The organism is Sulfurospirillum deleyianum DSM 6946 (assembly GCF_000024885.1).
Lineage (GTDB): Bacteria > Campylobacterota > Campylobacteria > Campylobacterales > Sulfurospirillaceae > Sulfurospirillum > Sulfurospirillum deleyianum.
Genome location: NC_013512.1, coordinates 2,089,359 through 2,106,972 on the forward strand (window position 1 = coordinate 2,089,359; position 17,614 = coordinate 2,106,972).

Below are 17,614 nucleotides of genomic sequence, written 5' to 3' on the forward strand. Positions count from 1 at the left end.
TATGCAACTGCTAACTCTCATTAACCAAAAACTAGAAACCATTAAGTTTTCCAATAAAACGAAAATTTTAATTGTCATTATTTTAAGTGGAATTATGACCATTGGTTTTTTAATGTTTGTTTCCATTTTTGCACTCAAATATGACTATGAAACGTTGTTTCAAAAGCACACTCAACCGCAAGTGGATTTAGAAGAGCTCAAAGACCTTTACTGCGTAAATATCAATGAAACGTTGCACGACATCAAAGAGAAACAAATCAGCAATGCCGACGCCATAGAGGTCATTCAACTCGCACAACAAATTACCCATAAACAGTGGCACAGCTATCAAGATGCCATCCATCATCCCATTGGCGGACTGCCCTATTTTGCAAGTCGCTGGCTCAATCTCTTTTTAGTCGCCCCTAAACTGCCTGAAAAAACCCTCTTTCAGCAGGGAATTATTGAGAAAATAAATCTTAAAATGCACGAATTGGATGTCAAAACCAACACACTTTTGGATTTTTTACGCAACAACACTTTAGCGCAAGAAGCGTGGATTGTGGATGAGATTATGTTAGAGACCAACTCTTTAAATATTTATCTCTCGAGTTTAATTACCACCCATTTAAAACAATCCATTACCGAGAAGCAGATTAACGACAAACTCTTTCAAACCAGTACGTTTATGCTTATTTTTCTTATTGGACTGATTTTCTTTTTCATCTCAATGGTTCTTTTTACTATCATTAACCATTTTAAAAATCTCAATGCCTACTTAGAGGAAAATGTCTCGCTTAAAACCAAAGAGCTTCAAGAGCTTAACGACTCCCTTGCTTTGCGGGTAAAAAAAGAGGTGGAGAACAGTCGTAAAAAAGACAACATCATGTTCCAACAAGCCCGTCTTGCCAGTCTTGGAGAGATGCTTCAAAACATCGCCCACCAATGGAGACAACCTCTGGGCTCTTTGATGATGATTATTCAAAGTTTTGAAAGTAAATTTTTAGCCAAAAAACTGACCGAAGAGTTTGTGACCAGCCGTGTGGCGGATGCGCAAATGCTCTCCCAAAATATGTCCGATACCTTAGAGGATTTTCGCACCTTTTTCAATCCCAATAAGAGCAAAAAAGAGTTTAGCCTCAAAGAGGTCATTCAAAAGTCGATTGACCTCTCCAAATACCAATTAGAGAGAGAAGCGATTGATTTGCACTTTTTCCTCAAAGAAGATTTGCGTGTGTTTGGCTTTAAAAATGAGCTGATTCACGTCCTACTTAACCTGATTGGGAACTCTAAAGATATTTTAGCCTCCAAAGCAGAATTACCCCAACGTATTATTCATATTATTGCCAAAGAGAACGAACAAGCGATTTATATTAATGTTATTGATAACGGTGGGGGCATAAAAAGTGATATTATTCCTAAAGTCTTTGATCCTTACTTTACCACCAAACATCAAAGTGTGGGGACGGGCATTGGACTTTTTATGTCCAAACAGATGGTTGAAAAACATATGCATGGAAAGATTACATGTAAAAACATTCGCCATAAATTAGGCACAGCCAAACTCTGGTCATGTGCGATGTTTACCATTACGATTCCAAAAAATATTCAGATGACTGAAGAGGACAACGATGAACAAGCGCAACTTTGAATTATTGGGAAGTTTTACTGTACTCTACCTTGAAGATGAAGCGGATTTGCTCAAGCATACCAGCTCTATCCTAGAAGACTTTGTCAAAACCATCTATCCTGCCCAAACCATTGACGAGGCTTTGAAGATTATTACGCATGAAAAGGTAGATGTCATCATCTCAGATATTCACCTGCGCAATGGCAATGGTCTTGATTTTTTACGCAAGGTAAAACTAGAACTTGAATTAGAAATTCCTTCCATCGTTACAACAGCTTTTAGCGATACAGAGTATTTGCTTGATGCGATTAAGTTGCATGTTGATAATTATTTGATTAAACCTGTGAATATCAAAGAGCTTTTAAACTCATTGCACGACGTTTTACTTCCTCGCATTCAAGCCAAAGAGATTGAACGCTCTTACAATATCATCAAAACCATCTCCGCTGTGACCGATAGCAAACAGGTCGAAATCATCCGTTTCATCATCAAAAATTTGGACAATGACAATATGCTCAACTACTCTTACAGTGAAATTATGGAACAAGTCGATGTGAGCAAACCAACGGTCATTAAGCTCTTTAAACAATTAAGCGATCAAGGGATTCTCACCAAAATCCAAAACAAAAAATACCTTTTTAATGAGACACAACTACCGCTTCCGGAGGATGTATGAACCCTTTACGCACCCTTCCTAAAATTGACAAGTGCCTTGCCCATCCGCTTTTTCAAGACGCCAACGCAACATGGGTTATGAAAATCGCCCGTGAAAAGATTGAAACACTGCGTCAAGCACTGCTTTGCAAAGAGCTTGAATATGTGGATGAAGAAGCACTGATGTTAGAGATTAAAAAGGCGTATGACGCACTTTTTACCCCATCGCTAAAACCTCTTATCAACGCCACTGGCGTTATTTTACACACCAATATGGGCAGAAGTCTTATCTCTAAAACCTTACTAGAGCGTGCAAGCACCGTCATTTGCAACTACTCAAATCTTGAGTACAACCTCGAAGAAGGGTGTCGAGGGGAGCGTTATGAACATGTCAGCCATCATCTCAAAGCCCTCTTAGGCGTGGAAGATGTATTGGTAGTCAATAACAACGCTTCCGCCGTTTTTCTTATCTTAAACACCTTTGCCAAAGCCAAAGAAGTGATCGTTTCACGAGGCGAATTGGTTGAAATCGGAGGAAGCTTTCGCATTCCTGAGGTGATGAAACAAAGTGGAGCAACGCTCGTTGAAGTAGGCGCAACCAACAAAACTAAAAAAAGTGATTATGAAAACGCCATCAGCGAAAATACGGTGATGCTGATGAAAGTACACCAGTCTAATTTTTCCATTGAAGGCTTTAGTGAAGCGCTCTGCTACGAAGAGATTAAAAGACTCGCTACGCAACACTCCCTTTTAGACTATTACGATTTAGGCAGTGGGTATCTTCCCAAACTCCCTTACAATTTAGGTAACCGTGAACACTCTTTACACGAGATTCTTACATGCAATCCCTCACTCATCAGTTTTAGTGGCGATAAACTCTTTGGAAGCGTTCAAGCAGGCATTATCGCAGGACGGGCTGATTTAATCGCACAGCTTAAAAAAAACCAGCTCTTACGCATGTTACGGGTCGATAAAATCACCCTAAGCCTCTTAGAAGAGAGCATTAAAGCCTACCTTAAAGAGGAGTGGGAGGAGATTCCAACCCTTTGGCTACTCTTTCGAAGTATCGAAGAACTTACCCAAAGAGCCTTACATGTAAAAGAGGTAATTGGGGAACCTTACTGTGAGCTTGTAAAGAGTGAAACGTACATGGGCGGAGGCACACTTCCCAATCGAAAATTTCCAACCATTGCGTTACATGTAAAAGGTAAAGCCACCCTTTTAGAGCGTAAATTTCGTGAAAATTTCGTTATTGGACGCATCGAGGAGGATAAATTTTTACTCGATTTTCGAACCATTCTCCCCCACAATGAAGCCACGCTTATTAGCATCATACAACGCATTATAGGATACTAAATGGATTATATTATTATTGGAACCGCAGGACATGTTGATCATGGGAAAACGGCACTTATTACAGCACTTACAGGCTTTGAAGGCGATACCCTCGAAGAGGAAAAACGCCGAGGCATTACCATCAATCTTAGCTTTTCCTCCATGCAAAATGAAACGAAAAATGTTGCGTTTATCGACGTTCCAGGACACGAAAAACTCTTAAAAAATATGATTGCAGGAGCTTTTGGTTTTGATGCAAGTTTAGTGGTCATTGATGCGAATGAAGGCATTATGCCACAAACCAAAGAGCATTTAGAGATTTTAAACCTCTTACATGTAAAAAATATCATCATCGCGCTCACGAAAAAAGACCTTGCTTCAGAAGAGGTGATTGCGCTTCGCAACTATGAGATTACTGAGCATTTTAAAAACCTTAAAAATCTCCATTTGGTGGAAATTATTCCGGTAAGTATTTACGAGCCAAATACCATTCAAACGCTCAAAAATGCCCTTTTTGCACTGCCTACTCTGACGAAAAAAAGCAACGGACTCTTTCGCTACTATGTGGATAGAAGCTTCTCTATCGCAGGGGCTGGAACCGTTGTCACAGGAACGGTTTTAGATGGCAGCATTAAAGTGGGTGAAAAAATCTACGCCCCAGAGATTGAAAAAGAGTTTCTCATCCGTAATCTTCAAGTCCATGAACACGACGTAGAGACCGCCCACTCCTCCCAAAGAACCGCTATCAACCTGCAAAGTGCCCAAAAAACGGCGTTTGAAAAAGGAGCTTTGCTGTGTAAAAAAGGGTATATCCGAGGCTTTGATGTTGCTGATGTCTGGTTGGAAGGCATTGGAGGGTATCATCTCAAACACAACAGTAAGGTGATTTTATTTGTCGGAACCAAACAAGTTGAGGCACGTATTTTGTTTTACGAAACCGAAGAGAGTGCCCCCTATGGTTATGCCAAATTACAATTTCAGAACAAACTTTTTTTAGTGCATGATGAGCCTTTTATTATCTGTGCGAGTGGTCGAACCATTGGTGGAGGGCGAGTGCTCAATCCTATTAATGACCCGATGAAGAAAAAAGTCAAACTTGAATTGCTCAAAGCCTTAGATACCAAAAATTTTAAAGAGGCTTTTACCATTTTGGTTTCCATGCATAAACACGGCTTTGGACTAATCTCCTCTAACCAACGCTTTGGACTCAACCATGATGAGGCAATCGCCATTGCTCGAAGTATGGAAGGCATTTTTGTGGATGAAAAAGGGTTGGTTCTCTACCCTTTAGAGATGCAACATGAGTTAGAAAAAGTGATTAAAGCCATCTACACTAAAAATCGCTATGCCCTACTCTCCGCCACATCACTCTCCTTAAAACTCAAATGGGCGAGTGCTCTTCTTATAGAGAGTGTCCTTCAAAAACTCTGCAATGAGGGAACGCTTGATTTGGTGAACGGTGTCTATAAAAACGCCCAAATTCAGATTGACAATATCGAAACACTCATCGAAGATACGGTTTATGACATTTTGAGCAAAGCAGGGTTTACACCCGATGCGCCATACAATATCTATGATGATTTGGACATTGACCGTAAAATGGGTGATGATGCCCTTAAGAGCCTCACACGGGCTAAAAAAGTCATCCGTTTAGAACATAACCTCTTTGTCACCAGTACAGCGCTCAGTGAGATGGTACAAAAGATGAGAGACATTATGCGCAAAAACGAGGGCATTGATATTAAGATTTTGAAAGAGCAGTGTGATATGAGCCGAAAATATTTGGTAGCGTACCTTGATTATCTCGATAATTTTGATGATATCAAAAAAGAGGGAACCAAACGCGTATTTCTTTAAAAGAGGCAAAGGCTCTGCCTCTTTTAAAACTCTCTTTTACCCTAGGTTAACGTATTAAAATAAAACACGTTGCCATTAAAGCAATCACTTCAGGGGCGTATTTGGCATAACTAAACCATAGACGCATAGACTATCCTTCATTTTTTTAACCGTTAAGCATTCTGCGTTCCTTTTCATGATATTGGCGGTCTATTTCATTATTTACTTAAAAAAATCTTTATATGTAAAAAGTACTTTTTTCTTTTATTTATACTTCTTTGAACTATAAACTAGCCATTTTTAGGGATTTATCGCCTATTGTTTTCTAAAGAATTATCCCATTTTTATAAAAAGTAACATCAAAAATTCAAAAATACATTTTTGCTCATATCTCACATTAAATATCACAGCTAGTTGTTAAAATTAAGCTGGAAGTAAAAAATAAACTTTTAATCAAGAGGAGATTTACCATGAGTCAAGAGACGATGTCCAGACGTGACGCTCTAAAATTTGGTGTTCTAGGTGCGGGAGCTGCGATGCTTACTGCGAGTCAAGCAATGGCGGCGGCACCTATGGAGAAAGATGTTAAGTTTGATGAGGAGTACGATGTTATTGTGATCGGCTCTGGTTTTGCTGGACTTGCCGCTGCAGCTAAAGCGGCTGAGCGAGGCTTAAAAGTGCTTATTTTAGAAAAAATGGGACGTGTGGGAGGAAACTCTGTTATTAACGGTGGTGCGTTTGCCGTGCCAATGAACCCAGATCAAGCAGCCTTTGGCATTAAAGACTCTAAAGAGCTTTTCATTAACGATGCACTGAAAGCAGGTTTGGGTATCAACCACGTAGAGATGTTAGAGACTATTTTTGCTCGTGCCTTAGAGACGTTTGATTTTACGGTTAAATGTGGTGCGAAATATCAAACAGGCAAAAAACCAACATGGTTTGGTGGTCATTCTGTGAACAGAACGATTGTGACTGAAAACATGAGTGGTTCAGCCATTATTCAGCCGATGGCAGCTTTTGTTGAGAAATTACCTGGTTGTAAACTTCTTACTCGTGCAAAATTTGATGATTTTGTTATGAGCAATGATGGTACGTCTGTTTTAGGCGTCACAGCACGTATTAACTACCGTTTTGATAAAAAACTTATCAGCGACGATATGGAAAACACTTCAGGTGAGAAAAAAGTTTTCCGTGCGAAAAAAGGTGTCATTTTAGCCAGTGGTGGTTTTTCTATGGATAAAATCTACCGCAAAATGCAAGATCCAAGAATCGCTTATGATCAAGATGCAACCAACCACGATGGCGCAACCGCAGGCGCTCTGCTAAAAGCCTTCCAAATTGGAGCTCTTCCTATACACATTGACTGGATTCAACAAGGACCATGGGCTAGTCCAGATGAAAGAGGTTTTGGTGTCGCACCACTGCTCACACAACAAGGTCTTTTTGTTCATGGTGTTGCTGTGGATGTACGAAACGGTAAGCGTTTTATGAATGAAATGGCAGATCGTAAAACCAGAGCGGATGCTGAGTATGTTATCCTAAGAGAAGCACCCAAAGCCTTCCCAGTTGCGATTGGTACCTACAATACATTCGAAGAACAGATTTACGCAGCAGTTGAAAAAGGACTCCAATCTGGCGTTATGAAAAAATTTGACACCCTTGATGCTTTGGCGGCGAACTACAAAATTCCAGCTGATGCGCTCAAAGAGACCATTAAAGTTTACAATGAAACAGCGTTAGCGGGTAAAGAAGATCAGTTTAAAAAACAAACACTTAAAGACCTTAAAGCAGCACCGATTGATATGAAAGGACCTTTTTATGCGATTCGTTTGATGCCAAAACCTCACCATACCATGGGTGGTTTAAAAATTGACACCAAAGCACGTGTAATTTCAGGAAATACAGGTAAACCAATCCCCGGACTTTTCGCAGCCGGAGAGGTAACAGGTGGAACTCATGGCGCAAGCCGATTGGGTAGCTATGCTATTTCTGATTGTCTTGTCTTTGGAATGATTGCAGGAGAAACGATTTAATCATGTGTAACAAAAAAACTCTTTTTTCTATAGGAGTTTTTCTTCTTCTTAGTGCTATTTCTCTGATTGGCAGTGAGGCGACAACGCCCTCTCCTGCCAAAGAGATTCCAATCAGCGCTGAGATGAAAGAGAAGTTTCCTATCAAAGCTCATCATGCCAAACTCTCTTTGAGATGTACGGACTGTCATGAGGGGCAAGGGGATAACCCTGAAAACTTTAAAGCGATTGGGGATGAGGGATGTCTATCTTGTCATAAAACCAAACAGTATTTGGCAGAGAGACTTAAATTTATGGATGCATTACATGTCAATCCACACAACTCGATTCATGATGGTCCAAAACTCTATTGCGATGAGTGCCACTTTGAGCACCAAAAATCAGACAATATGTGTTTAAGCTGTCACAGCAATGATGTGAAACTTTGGATGAGGGAGACACCATGATGCAAAAACTTCTTTTGTTTATCAAGAGTAAACTTTTTCTCTTTGGTGCAGTGGGTGTTGTTATTGGTCTTTTCTTCTCATTAGCGATGTATGAGGGACTTCATCGAACCAGTGATGATAAATTTTGTATCGTTTGTCATGAGATGGCACCGATGGTGGCGGCCTATCACAACGACGTCCATGGAGGTGCTGGTAAAACAGGTATTAAAGTCACGTGTGTTACCTGCCACTTACCTCATGACAATGTTCTTGCATATATTGCAACCAAAGCTAGAAATGGTGTGGTTGAGGGCGCAATTCACTTTTTTGGCAATCCTGATGCGATTGATTGGCATGCCAACCGTGCTAAAAAAGAGCATTTTGTAGAAGATGGTGGTTGTATTGGATGTCATACCAACTATAAGACCAATACCAATATCAGTGCTAAAGGTTTAAAAATGCATGCGCATTACGATAGCCTTAAAGATACGGATAAAAAAATTGGATGTGCGTCATGCCACGTTGAAGTGGGACACCATGGACTTAAATCTATGTTGAACTACTACAAACCTGAGTATCCGTATTACAACGGTAAATTAGATAAGAAAAAAGAAGAAGTTGAGAAAAAACTCAATGAAACTTTGAAGTAACGGGCAAAAAGTCGCCCGTTGCCTCTTTCGTTTCACGGAAAGCAACGGGCAGGTTTACTTTACTTTGTTCACACAAAGTGAAATGAAACAAGGAAGAAATATGAAACTCGTTAAATTATCCCTTGCGGCACTCATCACACTTGGCACGATGGCAAATGCTGCAGATACGCTCGCCGATGCGTTTAAAAACGGTAAAGCCACTGGTGAATTGCGTTTTGTCTACACCGCAGGCTCAGAGAGCGACGCAGAAGTTCAAACCAATCCAGTGAATAATGTCAATGTTGGCTCAGTGGCCGCAGAACTTAAATACGTCACCGATAGTTTGTATGGCTTTAAACTAGGAATGGCATTTCAATCCGCACATGATCTAGGTTTCCATGAAAATGATAACACAAGCACGGGTGCAGCCCAAATTGCTAGTGAAGATGATGAGCGTAACTCTGTAAGCACTACCCTTCTCTCAGAAGCGTACATTCAGTATACCTACTCCAAATCAAACATTATGATTGGTCGTCAAAAAATCAAAACTCCTCTTATTATGACCAGTACTGCCTTTGCACTGGAAGACTCTTTTGATGCGGCGGTTATTACGGTCAATGAAATTCCTGATACGATGGTTAAATTGATGTACATTCAAGACTGGCAAATGCGTTATGGCAGTGATGCACGAAATACGCCAACTCAAAAAGATGACCATTTTAAAGATGGCATCTACTCTCTTTTCTTTGTCAATAAAAGCATTAAAAACTTGAAAATTGATGGGCAGTACCTTAAAACCAATGAAAATGAAATGATTTATGACGCTCCTGTTTTCATGGGAGAAGGTGGATATGATGAGTACTATTTACAAGCCGAATACAAACTGCCTATCAGTTTTCCTCTCTCGTTAGCCATGACCTATGCAGGTGCGGATTATGACACAGGTGTCAAAGCAGCTCCTGTGTCAGCCGTACCAGATGCAGGTGGCGATAATGCACGACTCTATGGCTTTAAAGTAGGCACTGAACTCTCTGGTATTAAGCTCAATGTGGCGTATACCACGATGGATGATGAAGCTAACTTCCCAGGCACACTTGGTCATGTACCAGACGCTGTTGCTTATACCGATATGCTGACCAACAATGCCATTTTTGCGGGCGTGGATGCCTACTCCATTGAAGCCATCTATGGTTTTGGAGTACCAGGTCTAAGTTCTGCACTAAAATACGCCCACTATGAGCAAAGTGATGAGGGATATTTAAACAGCGGACACGGTGCTACAAATAGAATGAACCTTGATGGTGCCGATGAGATTAATATTGACCTTAAGTATGCCTTTAGTGGCGCTCTTAAAGGTTTCTCCGCACGTCTATGGGCAGGTTATGGTATCTATGATAACCCAACAAGCGCTACTGGTGTCACATCGAGCAGTGATGATGACTTCCTTTATGGACGTTTTTACCTCAAGTATAATTTCTAATCGCCTTTTTAGGGTTTGAGTCTTTAGACTCAAGCCCTCTGTTTCTTTACATGTAAAACTTTTTGGCTTTACATGTAAAGAAATTTTAATGGGATGTGCGATGAAGATATTTATACTTGAATCTGATAAAGCCCTGCAAGAGAGCATAGACACCTGCCTCAACAACTGCCGTTTAAAAATCACCATTCGCAAAGCCTACGATAAACAAGAACTGTTTGATGAAGCCCCTCACATGGAAGAATACGCTTTGTTTGTGCTCAATCTCAAAAATCCAGCCGACCCTCGGGTGATGGATTTTATTCGAGAACATGGAGGGTATGCCCCTATTTTACTGCTATTAGAGCCAATGGAAGAACCTTTAATGCTTAAAACGCTTTATTATCTTGGCTATAACGATGTGATTATTAAACCCTTTTATGTTGAGGAGATGGTGTTTCGTATCTATAAACTCTGTGAGATTTGGAATAACGATGTCTTCTTTTTACGCAATGGTATGTATTTTGATTGCAAACAAGGTATCTTTATAAGCAACAAAGAAGATTCTATTCTTTTAGGTCGCAAAGAGTCTCTGCTTTTAAAATGTCTTTTTTTAAAATCACCGCATATAGCCACATGGGATGAGATTATCTCGTTTGTGTATCACAATGAAATTATCTCGCAAGAGCGTATTCGAGCGCTTGTCAAGCAACTCCGAGATAAACTCCCTCTTGAGTGCATTAAAACAGTGAATGGAAAAGGGTACCAACTCTTACTTCCTAACTAAAAGTTGGCTAAATTTTGCCATCCGTTATTCTTCTTTTTAAATTTGCTTTCATCTTATTTCTTACATTAAACATTATATTTAATTAGTATAATTCAGCTAGAACTTATAAAATATCACTTTAAAAAAGGAGTTAGAATGAGTCAAGAGACGATGTCCAGACGTGACGCTCTTAAGTTAGGCATGATAGGTGCGGGAGCTGCGATGCTTACTGCAAGTCAAGCAATGGCGGCAGCACCCATGGAAAAAGATGTAAAGTTTGATGAAGAGTACGATGTAATCGTTATCGGTACGGGATTTGCTGGACTTGCCGCTGCGGCTAAAGCTGCGGAGAGAGGCTACAAAGTGCTTATTTTGGAAAAAATGGGACGTGTAGGTGGAAACTCTGTTATCAACGGTGGTGGTATGGCTGTACCTATGAACAAATACCAGAAGAAACATGGTATTGAGGATTCTGGGGAAAAATTTATTGCGGATTGTTTAAAAGCAGGTTTGGGGATTAACCATGTGGAGATGTTAGAAACGATCGTGAAACGCTCCAACGATGCCTTAGAATTTGCGCTTAAATGTGGGGCAAAGTTTCAAGATGTTAAACCTGCGTGGTTTGGTGGACACTCTGTGGCACGTACTTTAGTAACAGAAAATATGAGTGGCTCAGGTATCATTCAACCCATGGTAGCTTTTGTGGAAAAACTCCCTGGATGTAAAATCATGACACGAACCAAAATGGATGATTTTGTTATGAGTAACGATGGGACGTCTGTTTTAGGTGTCACAGCACGTATTAACTACCGTTTTGATAAAAAACTTATCAGCGACGATATGGAAAACACTTCAGGTGAGAAAAAAGTTTTCCGTGCGAAAAAAGGTGTCATTTTAGCCAGTGGTGGTTTTTCCATGGATAAAGTCTATCGAAAAATGCAAGATCCAAGAATTATGGAAGATATGGATGCAACCAACCACGATGGCGCAACCGCAGGCGCTCTGCTAAAAGCCTTCCAAATTGGAGCTCTTCCTATACACATTGACTGGATTCAACAAGGACCATGGGCTAGTCCAGATGAAAGAGGTTTTGGTGTCGCACCACTGCTCACACAACAAGGACTATTTAATCTTGGTATCGCTGTAGATGTACGAAACGGTAAGCGTTTTATGAACGAAATGGCGGATAGAAAAACCAGAGCGGATGCTGAGTATGTTATCCTAAGAGAAGCACCCAAAATGTATCCTGTTAACTTTGGTACCTATAATACCTTTGGTGAGCAAATCTATCCTCAAGTCGAAAAAGGACTCCAATCTGGCGTTATGAAAAAATTTGACACCCTTGATGCTTTGGCGGCGAACTACAAAATTCCAGCCGATGCGCTCAAAGCAACGGTGAAAAAATACAACGAAGATGCTCTAGCAGGTAAAGAGGATGAATTTAAAAAACAAACGCTTAAAAACCTTAAAGCAGCACCGATTGATATGAAAGGACCTTTTTATGCGATTCGTTTGATGCCAAAACCTCACCATACCATGGGTGGCTTAAAAATTGACACTAAAGCACGTGTAATTTCAGGAAATACAGGTAAACCAATCCTCGGACTTTTCGCAGCCGGAGAGGTAACAGGTGGAACTCATGGCGCAAGCCGATTGGGTACAGTTGCGGTAACCGATTGTTTAACCTTTGGCTTAATTGCTGGAGAGACCATTTAACCTCTCATTGTTAACTTTTTACTTCTAGAGGAAGCTTTACATGTAAAGCTTCCTCTCCCGCTATTTAAGCCATTTGAAAGATTCTTATAAAATATTTCTTAATTTTTATATATAAATATTTTTTATCAAATTAAAAACTAAGCTCTTTTGAGCTAAAATCTATAAAGATATAGATACGCAAGATACCGAAAATAAGGACGTGCAATGAAAATTATCCTGCTTGAACCCGATGGTGAACTCGCAGATAAAATTGACACTTATCTGAACAGTTTACGTCTAAAAATGAGTGTCAAAAAACTCAAAAGTGAAGCAGATTTTCTCAATGAAAAATGTCTAGGAAACTACGCACTTTTTATTCTCAATCTCAAAGACCCGCTTAGCCCCAATACCTTGAAATTTATTCGTGATACTGGAGGCATTGCGCCCGTTTTATTAGTGCTAGAGCCCAATCCTCACCCTTCTTTATTTAAACCACTTTACTATTTGGGGTACGACAGTATCATTGTGAAAGATTTTTTACCTGAAGAGATTGCCTTTAGCATCTATAAATTGTGCGATATTTGGAATGACAACAACTTTTTCATTACCAAAGAGGTCTATTTTGACTTTCAAAATACAAAATTTGTCTATCATGAACATGATATTTTACTCGGTAAAAAAGAGGCACTTCTGCTCAAACACCTCTTTTTAAAATGCCCACATAGTGTCTCGTTTAATGAAATTTCATCGTACGTTTATCATGATGAAGTAGTGAGTGAAGAGCGTATGCGTTCTCTTGTGAGACAACTCAGAGGAAAAATTCCTTTTAATCTTATCGAAACCATTAAAGGTGAAGGCTATAAAATCGTTACACATCCTATCGCATAATCTTTACATGTAAACAATTCTAACTACTTTTTACAGAGTTCATCGAACCATTTTTCGTTCTCTTGGGAGCGGTTCGCTTTGGATTTTAGAAGGCTTTCTTTCATCGAGAGAAGCTCTGGTATTTCTAAAAAATCGAGCATAGAAAAAGAGGAAATAGGCGCATTTGGGTCAGATTCAACCAGCCCCTCAATCTCTTCTATAAGTACCTTTTTATCGATGTTCTCATGCATTTAAAACCTTTGGATTAACAATTTGTTACTTTTTTTATTGTACAATACCTCTCATTTCATGCAGATTAGATTCTGTAAAATCATAAGGAAAATGAATGAAAAAACAGATTTTATGGTTTGTTGCTTTGCTTTCTAGCACACTTTTTGCAGCAACAGACGCACAAATTGTTGAACACTTTAAATCAACAATTCAAGTTCCCAACATTACCATCGAAGTCATCTCCCGTAAAAAAGTAGAGAATATCGAAGGTATGGATTTTGTAACGCTTAACCTAAGCGATGGCACACGCTCTCAAAAATTGAGCATTTTTACCAAAGATGACCTCATCTTCCCTGATGTCATTAGCATTAAACAAGGTGGAAGCATCAAAGAGATGATGGAGATGGCAGAGCTTCAAAAAAATCTCTCAACGCTCTACAAAAAAGAGGATAAAAAGAACATCGTCTCTTTAGGCAATGACCCTAAGAAAGAGACATTGGTTGTCTTTACTGATCCTGAGTGTCCTTACTGCAGACAAGAATTGATGCAAATTGAGCAACGCCTCACTACCAATAACATCAAACTTATCTTCACCCCTGTGCACGCACGCAGTTCGTTGGAAAAATCGGTGCTGATTTATAGCGAAACCAACAAAGCAAAAAGTGACGCAGAGAAAATTGCTATTTTGAAAAAATACTTTGACGAAACCGTCAGCTATGAGCAGAAAATCAACGACCAAGAGATTGGACGTATTGAAGCGCTCAAACAAAAATACTTTGGTGCAGGCATCAAAGGCGTTCCTTTTATGGTACGTGAAAAAGAGCTGCTTAAGTAACCTTTTTTCCCATAGAGACACCTTTTATGGGTCTCTATGGAACCTTTTAAGTAAACGAGTGTACAATATTCCATCCTCATATTCCTAAGGATACACTTCCGCCATAAAGAGGTTCGTATGGTTTATGCTCCCCTTGTAGCCCTAATCGTCATCTTACTTTTCCTTCTCATAGTACTCGCCTTTCGTCTTCAAAAACTTCAGAACAATGCTCCTCATGAAAGAGGTGAACGCTCTACGGAAGAAGAGATTTTTTTTGCGATTGCATTGCCCATTGCTTTTAAAAAAGAACAACAATGGCACTACAACAAAGCCTTTAAAATAGCCTTTGGAGAACTTTTAAAACCTACGTTTGAAACCCTCGATACTCTGCCTCGCAATGGCACAACCCTTTTAGACTTAATGTACGACAATGCCATTCAAAAAGCAACACTGATTCATAGTTCTAACTTTTTTAACCGATACAACACAGAAATTTTTATCTGTGCCCTACACGATGTACACGCTTTACATACACGTAAAACACTGCTACTGAAACAAAAAGAGCAATGTGAACTTGCTTTAGAGAGTTGCGATGAAGCGCTGTGGGATTGGGATACCAAAAGCGATACCCTCTTTTACTCGACCAAATGGAAAAAAATTATGGGATATGAACCCCATGAAGAGATTGATACCCTCAATGCATGGCTTAATTTAGTCGATACCAAAGATATGGCAAGGGTCAATGAGGCCTTGCGTGCCCATTTAGATGGTAAAAGTACCTTTTTTTGCATTGAACACCGTGTGCGTAACAGCGAACCTCTGCGTTGGGTGATGGTCAGAGGAAAAGCCATCGTTGGCGCACACAACGAAGCCATTCGCATGATAGGAACCCTTCGTGATGTCACACATCAAAAAGCAGAAGAACTCAAAGAGAAAAAAACCTCGCTCCGCTTTAGCGGATTTATCGAAAATCTCCCCTTTTTAGGATTTATCAAAAACAGCCAAGGCGAGTACCTCTACCTCAATCCTGCCTTTCAAAAATTTATCGGTTTTAAAGCGTGGAAAAACAAAACAGACCCTTTTCTTTTTAATGAAGCAACCGCAGAAGCACTCGAAGAGATTGAACGATTGTGTCGTTATGAAGGGCTTTGCTCTCATACCATTTCACTGACAAACGAACACAACCATCCAACACCATTTACCCTCCACTGTTTTATGCAAGACGAATCAGAAGAGAGGCTTTTTTGCGGTATTTATATTAAACACGCTTCCTAAGATTTTGCATGATTAACAAACCATTCAAAGAAGTAGCGTATGATATACCCCATGTCTACTATCAAGGAATCCTCCATGCAACCTAATCTTTTAATGATTGAAGATGATACAGAGTTAGCTGAAATTCTAAGTAATTTTCTCAAACGTTACAACATCTACGTCACCAACTACGAAGATCCTTATCTTGGCATCAGTGCTTTAAATCTTAAAAAGTATGACCTCCTTATTCTTGATCTCTCCTTGCCAGGTATGGATGGGCTTGAAATCTGCAAAGAGATACGCTCAAAAAGTGATATTCCCATTATCATCTCTTCAGCACGCAGTGATTTGGAAGATAAAATAGTTGGACTCGAGTTGGGAGCGGATGATTATTTGCCCAAACCTTATGAGCCTAAAGAGCTGTATGCTCGGATTATGAGTGTGCTAAGGCGTTATAAAAAAAGCAACAATCCTCATGAAGAAACGCCTATGGCACTGCAACTTAAAGAAGAGAGTCATACCATTTTTTTTCAAGGCACACCCCTTACTCTCACCCCAGCAGAGTTCGATGTCCTCGCCCATCTGATTAAAAAGAATAATTGCGTCGTTTCTAGGGCTGAACTTTTAGGGAGTGCTCTTAGTCTCAATGAAGAGAATGAGAGTCGAAGCTTGGATGTGTTGATTAGCCGTATTCGCACCAAACTAGGGGAGAGTTCTAAAGAGCCTAAACTGATTCATTCTATACGAGGCATTGGGTATAGGTTACAAGCATGAAATGGTACCACTCCATTATCACTCGCATTTCACTTATTTTTGCGTTAGCGCTTTTAGGGATTGGTGCCATTTTTTTCTCCCTTTTTATGCACGAAAGAGAGAGTACCCTAAGACAAATGAACGATTATGCGCACATTGCTCTTCGCTCCGCCATGGATCCTCACACAAGACAATTAGACCAAAGTAAACTAGAAGAATTAGGCTTTTCAATCATCAACGATAAAGCCCTTATTGAAAAACTCCTCACACTTCCAAAACCCCCACGCCCTCTTCCCATGCGCCATATGGAAGAGAAGATGCGCTTTCGTATAGACGTCATTCCCTATGGCATACATATGTTTGCCATGTTACACAAAAAAGATATGCACCCTCTTGTTGTGCAACTCCCTTATCAAAAAGAGCTTTTTCCACGATTGCTCTTTCCCCTACTCACTTTTGCCTTTGTTATTTTTCTCTACATTGGTATTTTGCGAAGTATTATGCCCCTTAAAACCCTGCGGGAACAAATCAAACACTTTGCCAATGGCAATTATGACGTTACATGTAAAAGCCATAAAAAAGATGAAATTGCCACTCTTGCCAATGAATTTGACCTTGCAGTCAATAAAATAAAATCACTCAGGGATTCAAGGCAACTCTTTTTGCGCAACATCATGCATGAGTTAAAAACACCTATCACCAAAGGAAAACTTGCCTCTGAAATGATAGAAGATGCCACCTATGCAAAGATTTTACAAAATGTGTTTAAGCGTCAAGAAGCGCTTTTGGAGGAGTTTTCACGCATTGAAAAGTTAAGTGCAGATGAGCTAAAACTAGAAATCAAAGAGTATCACATCGAAGATGTCGTCGATTTTGCTTTAGATATTTTAGAGGACAAAAAAGAGCACATTACATGTAAGCTCTCACCCATTGAAATTTCTGTTGATTTTGAACTTTTTGGAGTTGCCTTAAAAAACCTGCTGGACAATGGCATAAACTACGCCAGTGATGGCAAAGTTTACCTTGAAAACGACCAAAACACCATCACCATCTCCAACCGTGCCCCTAAACTTGAGTTTGCGCTTGAGCGTTACGCTGAGCCTTACTTTTTAGAGGGTAAAAAACAAAAAAGCTCTCGAGGACTTGGATTTGGCTTGTTTATAACATGGCATGTCATTCGTTTGCATGGAATGAAATTAGCCTACACTCACAAAGAGGGAATGAACCACTTTACCATCTCACTTAAGAGCGTTTAATAGA

16 protein-coding genes are annotated in these 17,614 nt (G+C 39.8%); 15 read left to right on the top strand and 1 reads right to left on the bottom strand.

Annotated features, from left to right (window positions below):
- The first annotated feature begins 1 nt into the window (after position 1).
- The 11 genes from SDEL_RS10495 to SDEL_RS10545 all read left to right on the top strand — a co-directional run bounded on the left by SDEL_RS10495 (position 2) and on the right by SDEL_RS10545 (position 13,323).
- Complete coding sequence (locus SDEL_RS10495) at positions 2 to 1,630, top strand: sensor histidine kinase (RefSeq protein ID WP_012857837.1); 1,629 nt, start codon at positions 2 to 4, stop codon at positions 1,628 to 1,630.
- On the top strand, positions 1,611 to 2,285 hold the full coding sequence (locus tag SDEL_RS10500; RefSeq protein ID WP_012857838.1) for a response regulator: 675 nt from the start codon (positions 1,611 to 1,613) through the stop codon (positions 2,283 to 2,285). Before SDEL_RS10495 ends, SDEL_RS10500 begins: the two co-directional genes overlap by 20 nt.
- Positions 2,282 to 3,619, top strand: a complete 1,338-nt coding sequence (gene selA, locus SDEL_RS10505; RefSeq protein WP_012857839.1) for an L-seryl-tRNA(Sec) selenium transferase — start codon at positions 2,282 to 2,284, stop codon at positions 3,617 to 3,619. The genes SDEL_RS10500 and selA overlap by 4 nt, the downstream gene beginning before the upstream one ends.
- Positions 3,620 to 5,455 carry a selenocysteine-specific translation elongation factor gene (selB, locus tag SDEL_RS10510; RefSeq protein ID WP_012857840.1) on the top strand — a complete coding sequence of 612 codons (1,836 nt, stop codon included), beginning with the start codon at positions 3,620 to 3,622 and terminating at the stop codon, positions 5,453 to 5,455.
- A gap of 449 nt (positions 5,456 to 5,904) precedes the next feature.
- Positions 5,905 to 7,467, top strand: coding sequence for a flavocytochrome c (locus SDEL_RS10515; protein ID WP_012857841.1), 1,563 nt, complete (start codon positions 5,905 to 5,907; stop codon positions 7,465 to 7,467).
- Between the two features lie 2 nt (positions 7,468 to 7,469).
- Positions 7,470 to 7,910, top strand: coding sequence for a cytochrome c3 family protein (locus SDEL_RS10520; RefSeq protein WP_012857842.1), 441 nt, complete (start codon positions 7,470 to 7,472; stop codon positions 7,908 to 7,910).
- Positions 7,907 to 8,539 (top strand): cytochrome c3 family protein, encoded by a 633-nt coding sequence (locus SDEL_RS10525; protein WP_012857843.1) that lies wholly within the window; start codon positions 7,907 to 7,909, stop codon positions 8,537 to 8,539. Before SDEL_RS10520 ends, SDEL_RS10525 begins: the two co-directional genes overlap by 4 nt.
- 100 nt (positions 8,540 to 8,639) lie before the next feature.
- Complete coding sequence (locus tag SDEL_RS10530; RefSeq protein ID WP_012857844.1) at positions 8,640 to 9,998, top strand: OprD family outer membrane porin; 1,359 nt, start codon at positions 8,640 to 8,642, stop codon at positions 9,996 to 9,998.
- Positions 9,999 to 10,098: 100 nt separating this feature from the next.
- Positions 10,099 to 10,761, top strand: coding sequence for a response regulator transcription factor (locus tag SDEL_RS10535; RefSeq protein WP_012857845.1), 663 nt, complete (start codon positions 10,099 to 10,101; stop codon positions 10,759 to 10,761).
- 135 nt (positions 10,762 to 10,896) lie between these two features.
- Entirely contained in the window at positions 10,897 to 12,456 is a 1,560-nt protein-coding gene (locus SDEL_RS10540; RefSeq protein WP_012857846.1) for a flavocytochrome c, read from the top strand.
- A gap of 204 nt (positions 12,457 to 12,660) precedes the next feature.
- Positions 12,661 to 13,323 (top strand): winged helix-turn-helix domain-containing protein, encoded by a 663-nt coding sequence (locus tag SDEL_RS10545; protein WP_012857847.1) that lies wholly within the window; start codon positions 12,661 to 12,663, stop codon positions 13,321 to 13,323.
- A gap of 23 nt (positions 13,324 to 13,346) precedes the next feature.
- Here the strand turns inward: SDEL_RS10545 and SDEL_RS10550 are convergent, their stop codons facing one another.
- On the bottom strand, positions 13,347 to 13,553 hold the full coding sequence (locus SDEL_RS10550) for a hypothetical protein (RefSeq protein ID WP_012857848.1): 207 nt from the start codon (positions 13,551 to 13,553) through the stop codon (positions 13,347 to 13,349).
- Between the two features lie 95 nt (positions 13,554 to 13,648).
- On the opposite strand from SDEL_RS10550, the gene SDEL_RS10555 reads away from it, so the two are divergent.
- The 4 genes from SDEL_RS10555 (at position 13,649) to SDEL_RS10570 (ending at position 17,610) form a co-directional block, all read left to right on the top strand.
- Positions 13,649 to 14,368, top strand: coding sequence for a thioredoxin domain-containing protein (locus SDEL_RS10555; protein ID WP_012857849.1), 720 nt, complete (start codon positions 13,649 to 13,651; stop codon positions 14,366 to 14,368).
- 117 nt (positions 14,369 to 14,485) lie between these two features.
- Positions 14,486 to 15,622, top strand: a complete 1,137-nt coding sequence (locus tag SDEL_RS10560; protein ID WP_012857850.1) for a PAS domain-containing protein — start codon at positions 14,486 to 14,488, stop codon at positions 15,620 to 15,622.
- A gap of 75 nt (positions 15,623 to 15,697) precedes the next feature.
- Positions 15,698 to 16,375, top strand: coding sequence for a response regulator transcription factor (locus tag SDEL_RS10565; protein ID WP_012857851.1), 678 nt, complete (start codon positions 15,698 to 15,700; stop codon positions 16,373 to 16,375).
- On the top strand, positions 16,372 to 17,610 hold the full coding sequence (locus tag SDEL_RS10570) for an ArsS family sensor histidine kinase (RefSeq protein ID WP_012857852.1): 1,239 nt from the start codon (positions 16,372 to 16,374) through the stop codon (positions 17,608 to 17,610). The genes SDEL_RS10565 and SDEL_RS10570 overlap by 4 nt, the downstream gene beginning before the upstream one ends.
- Positions 17,611 to 17,614 lie beyond the last annotated feature (4 nt).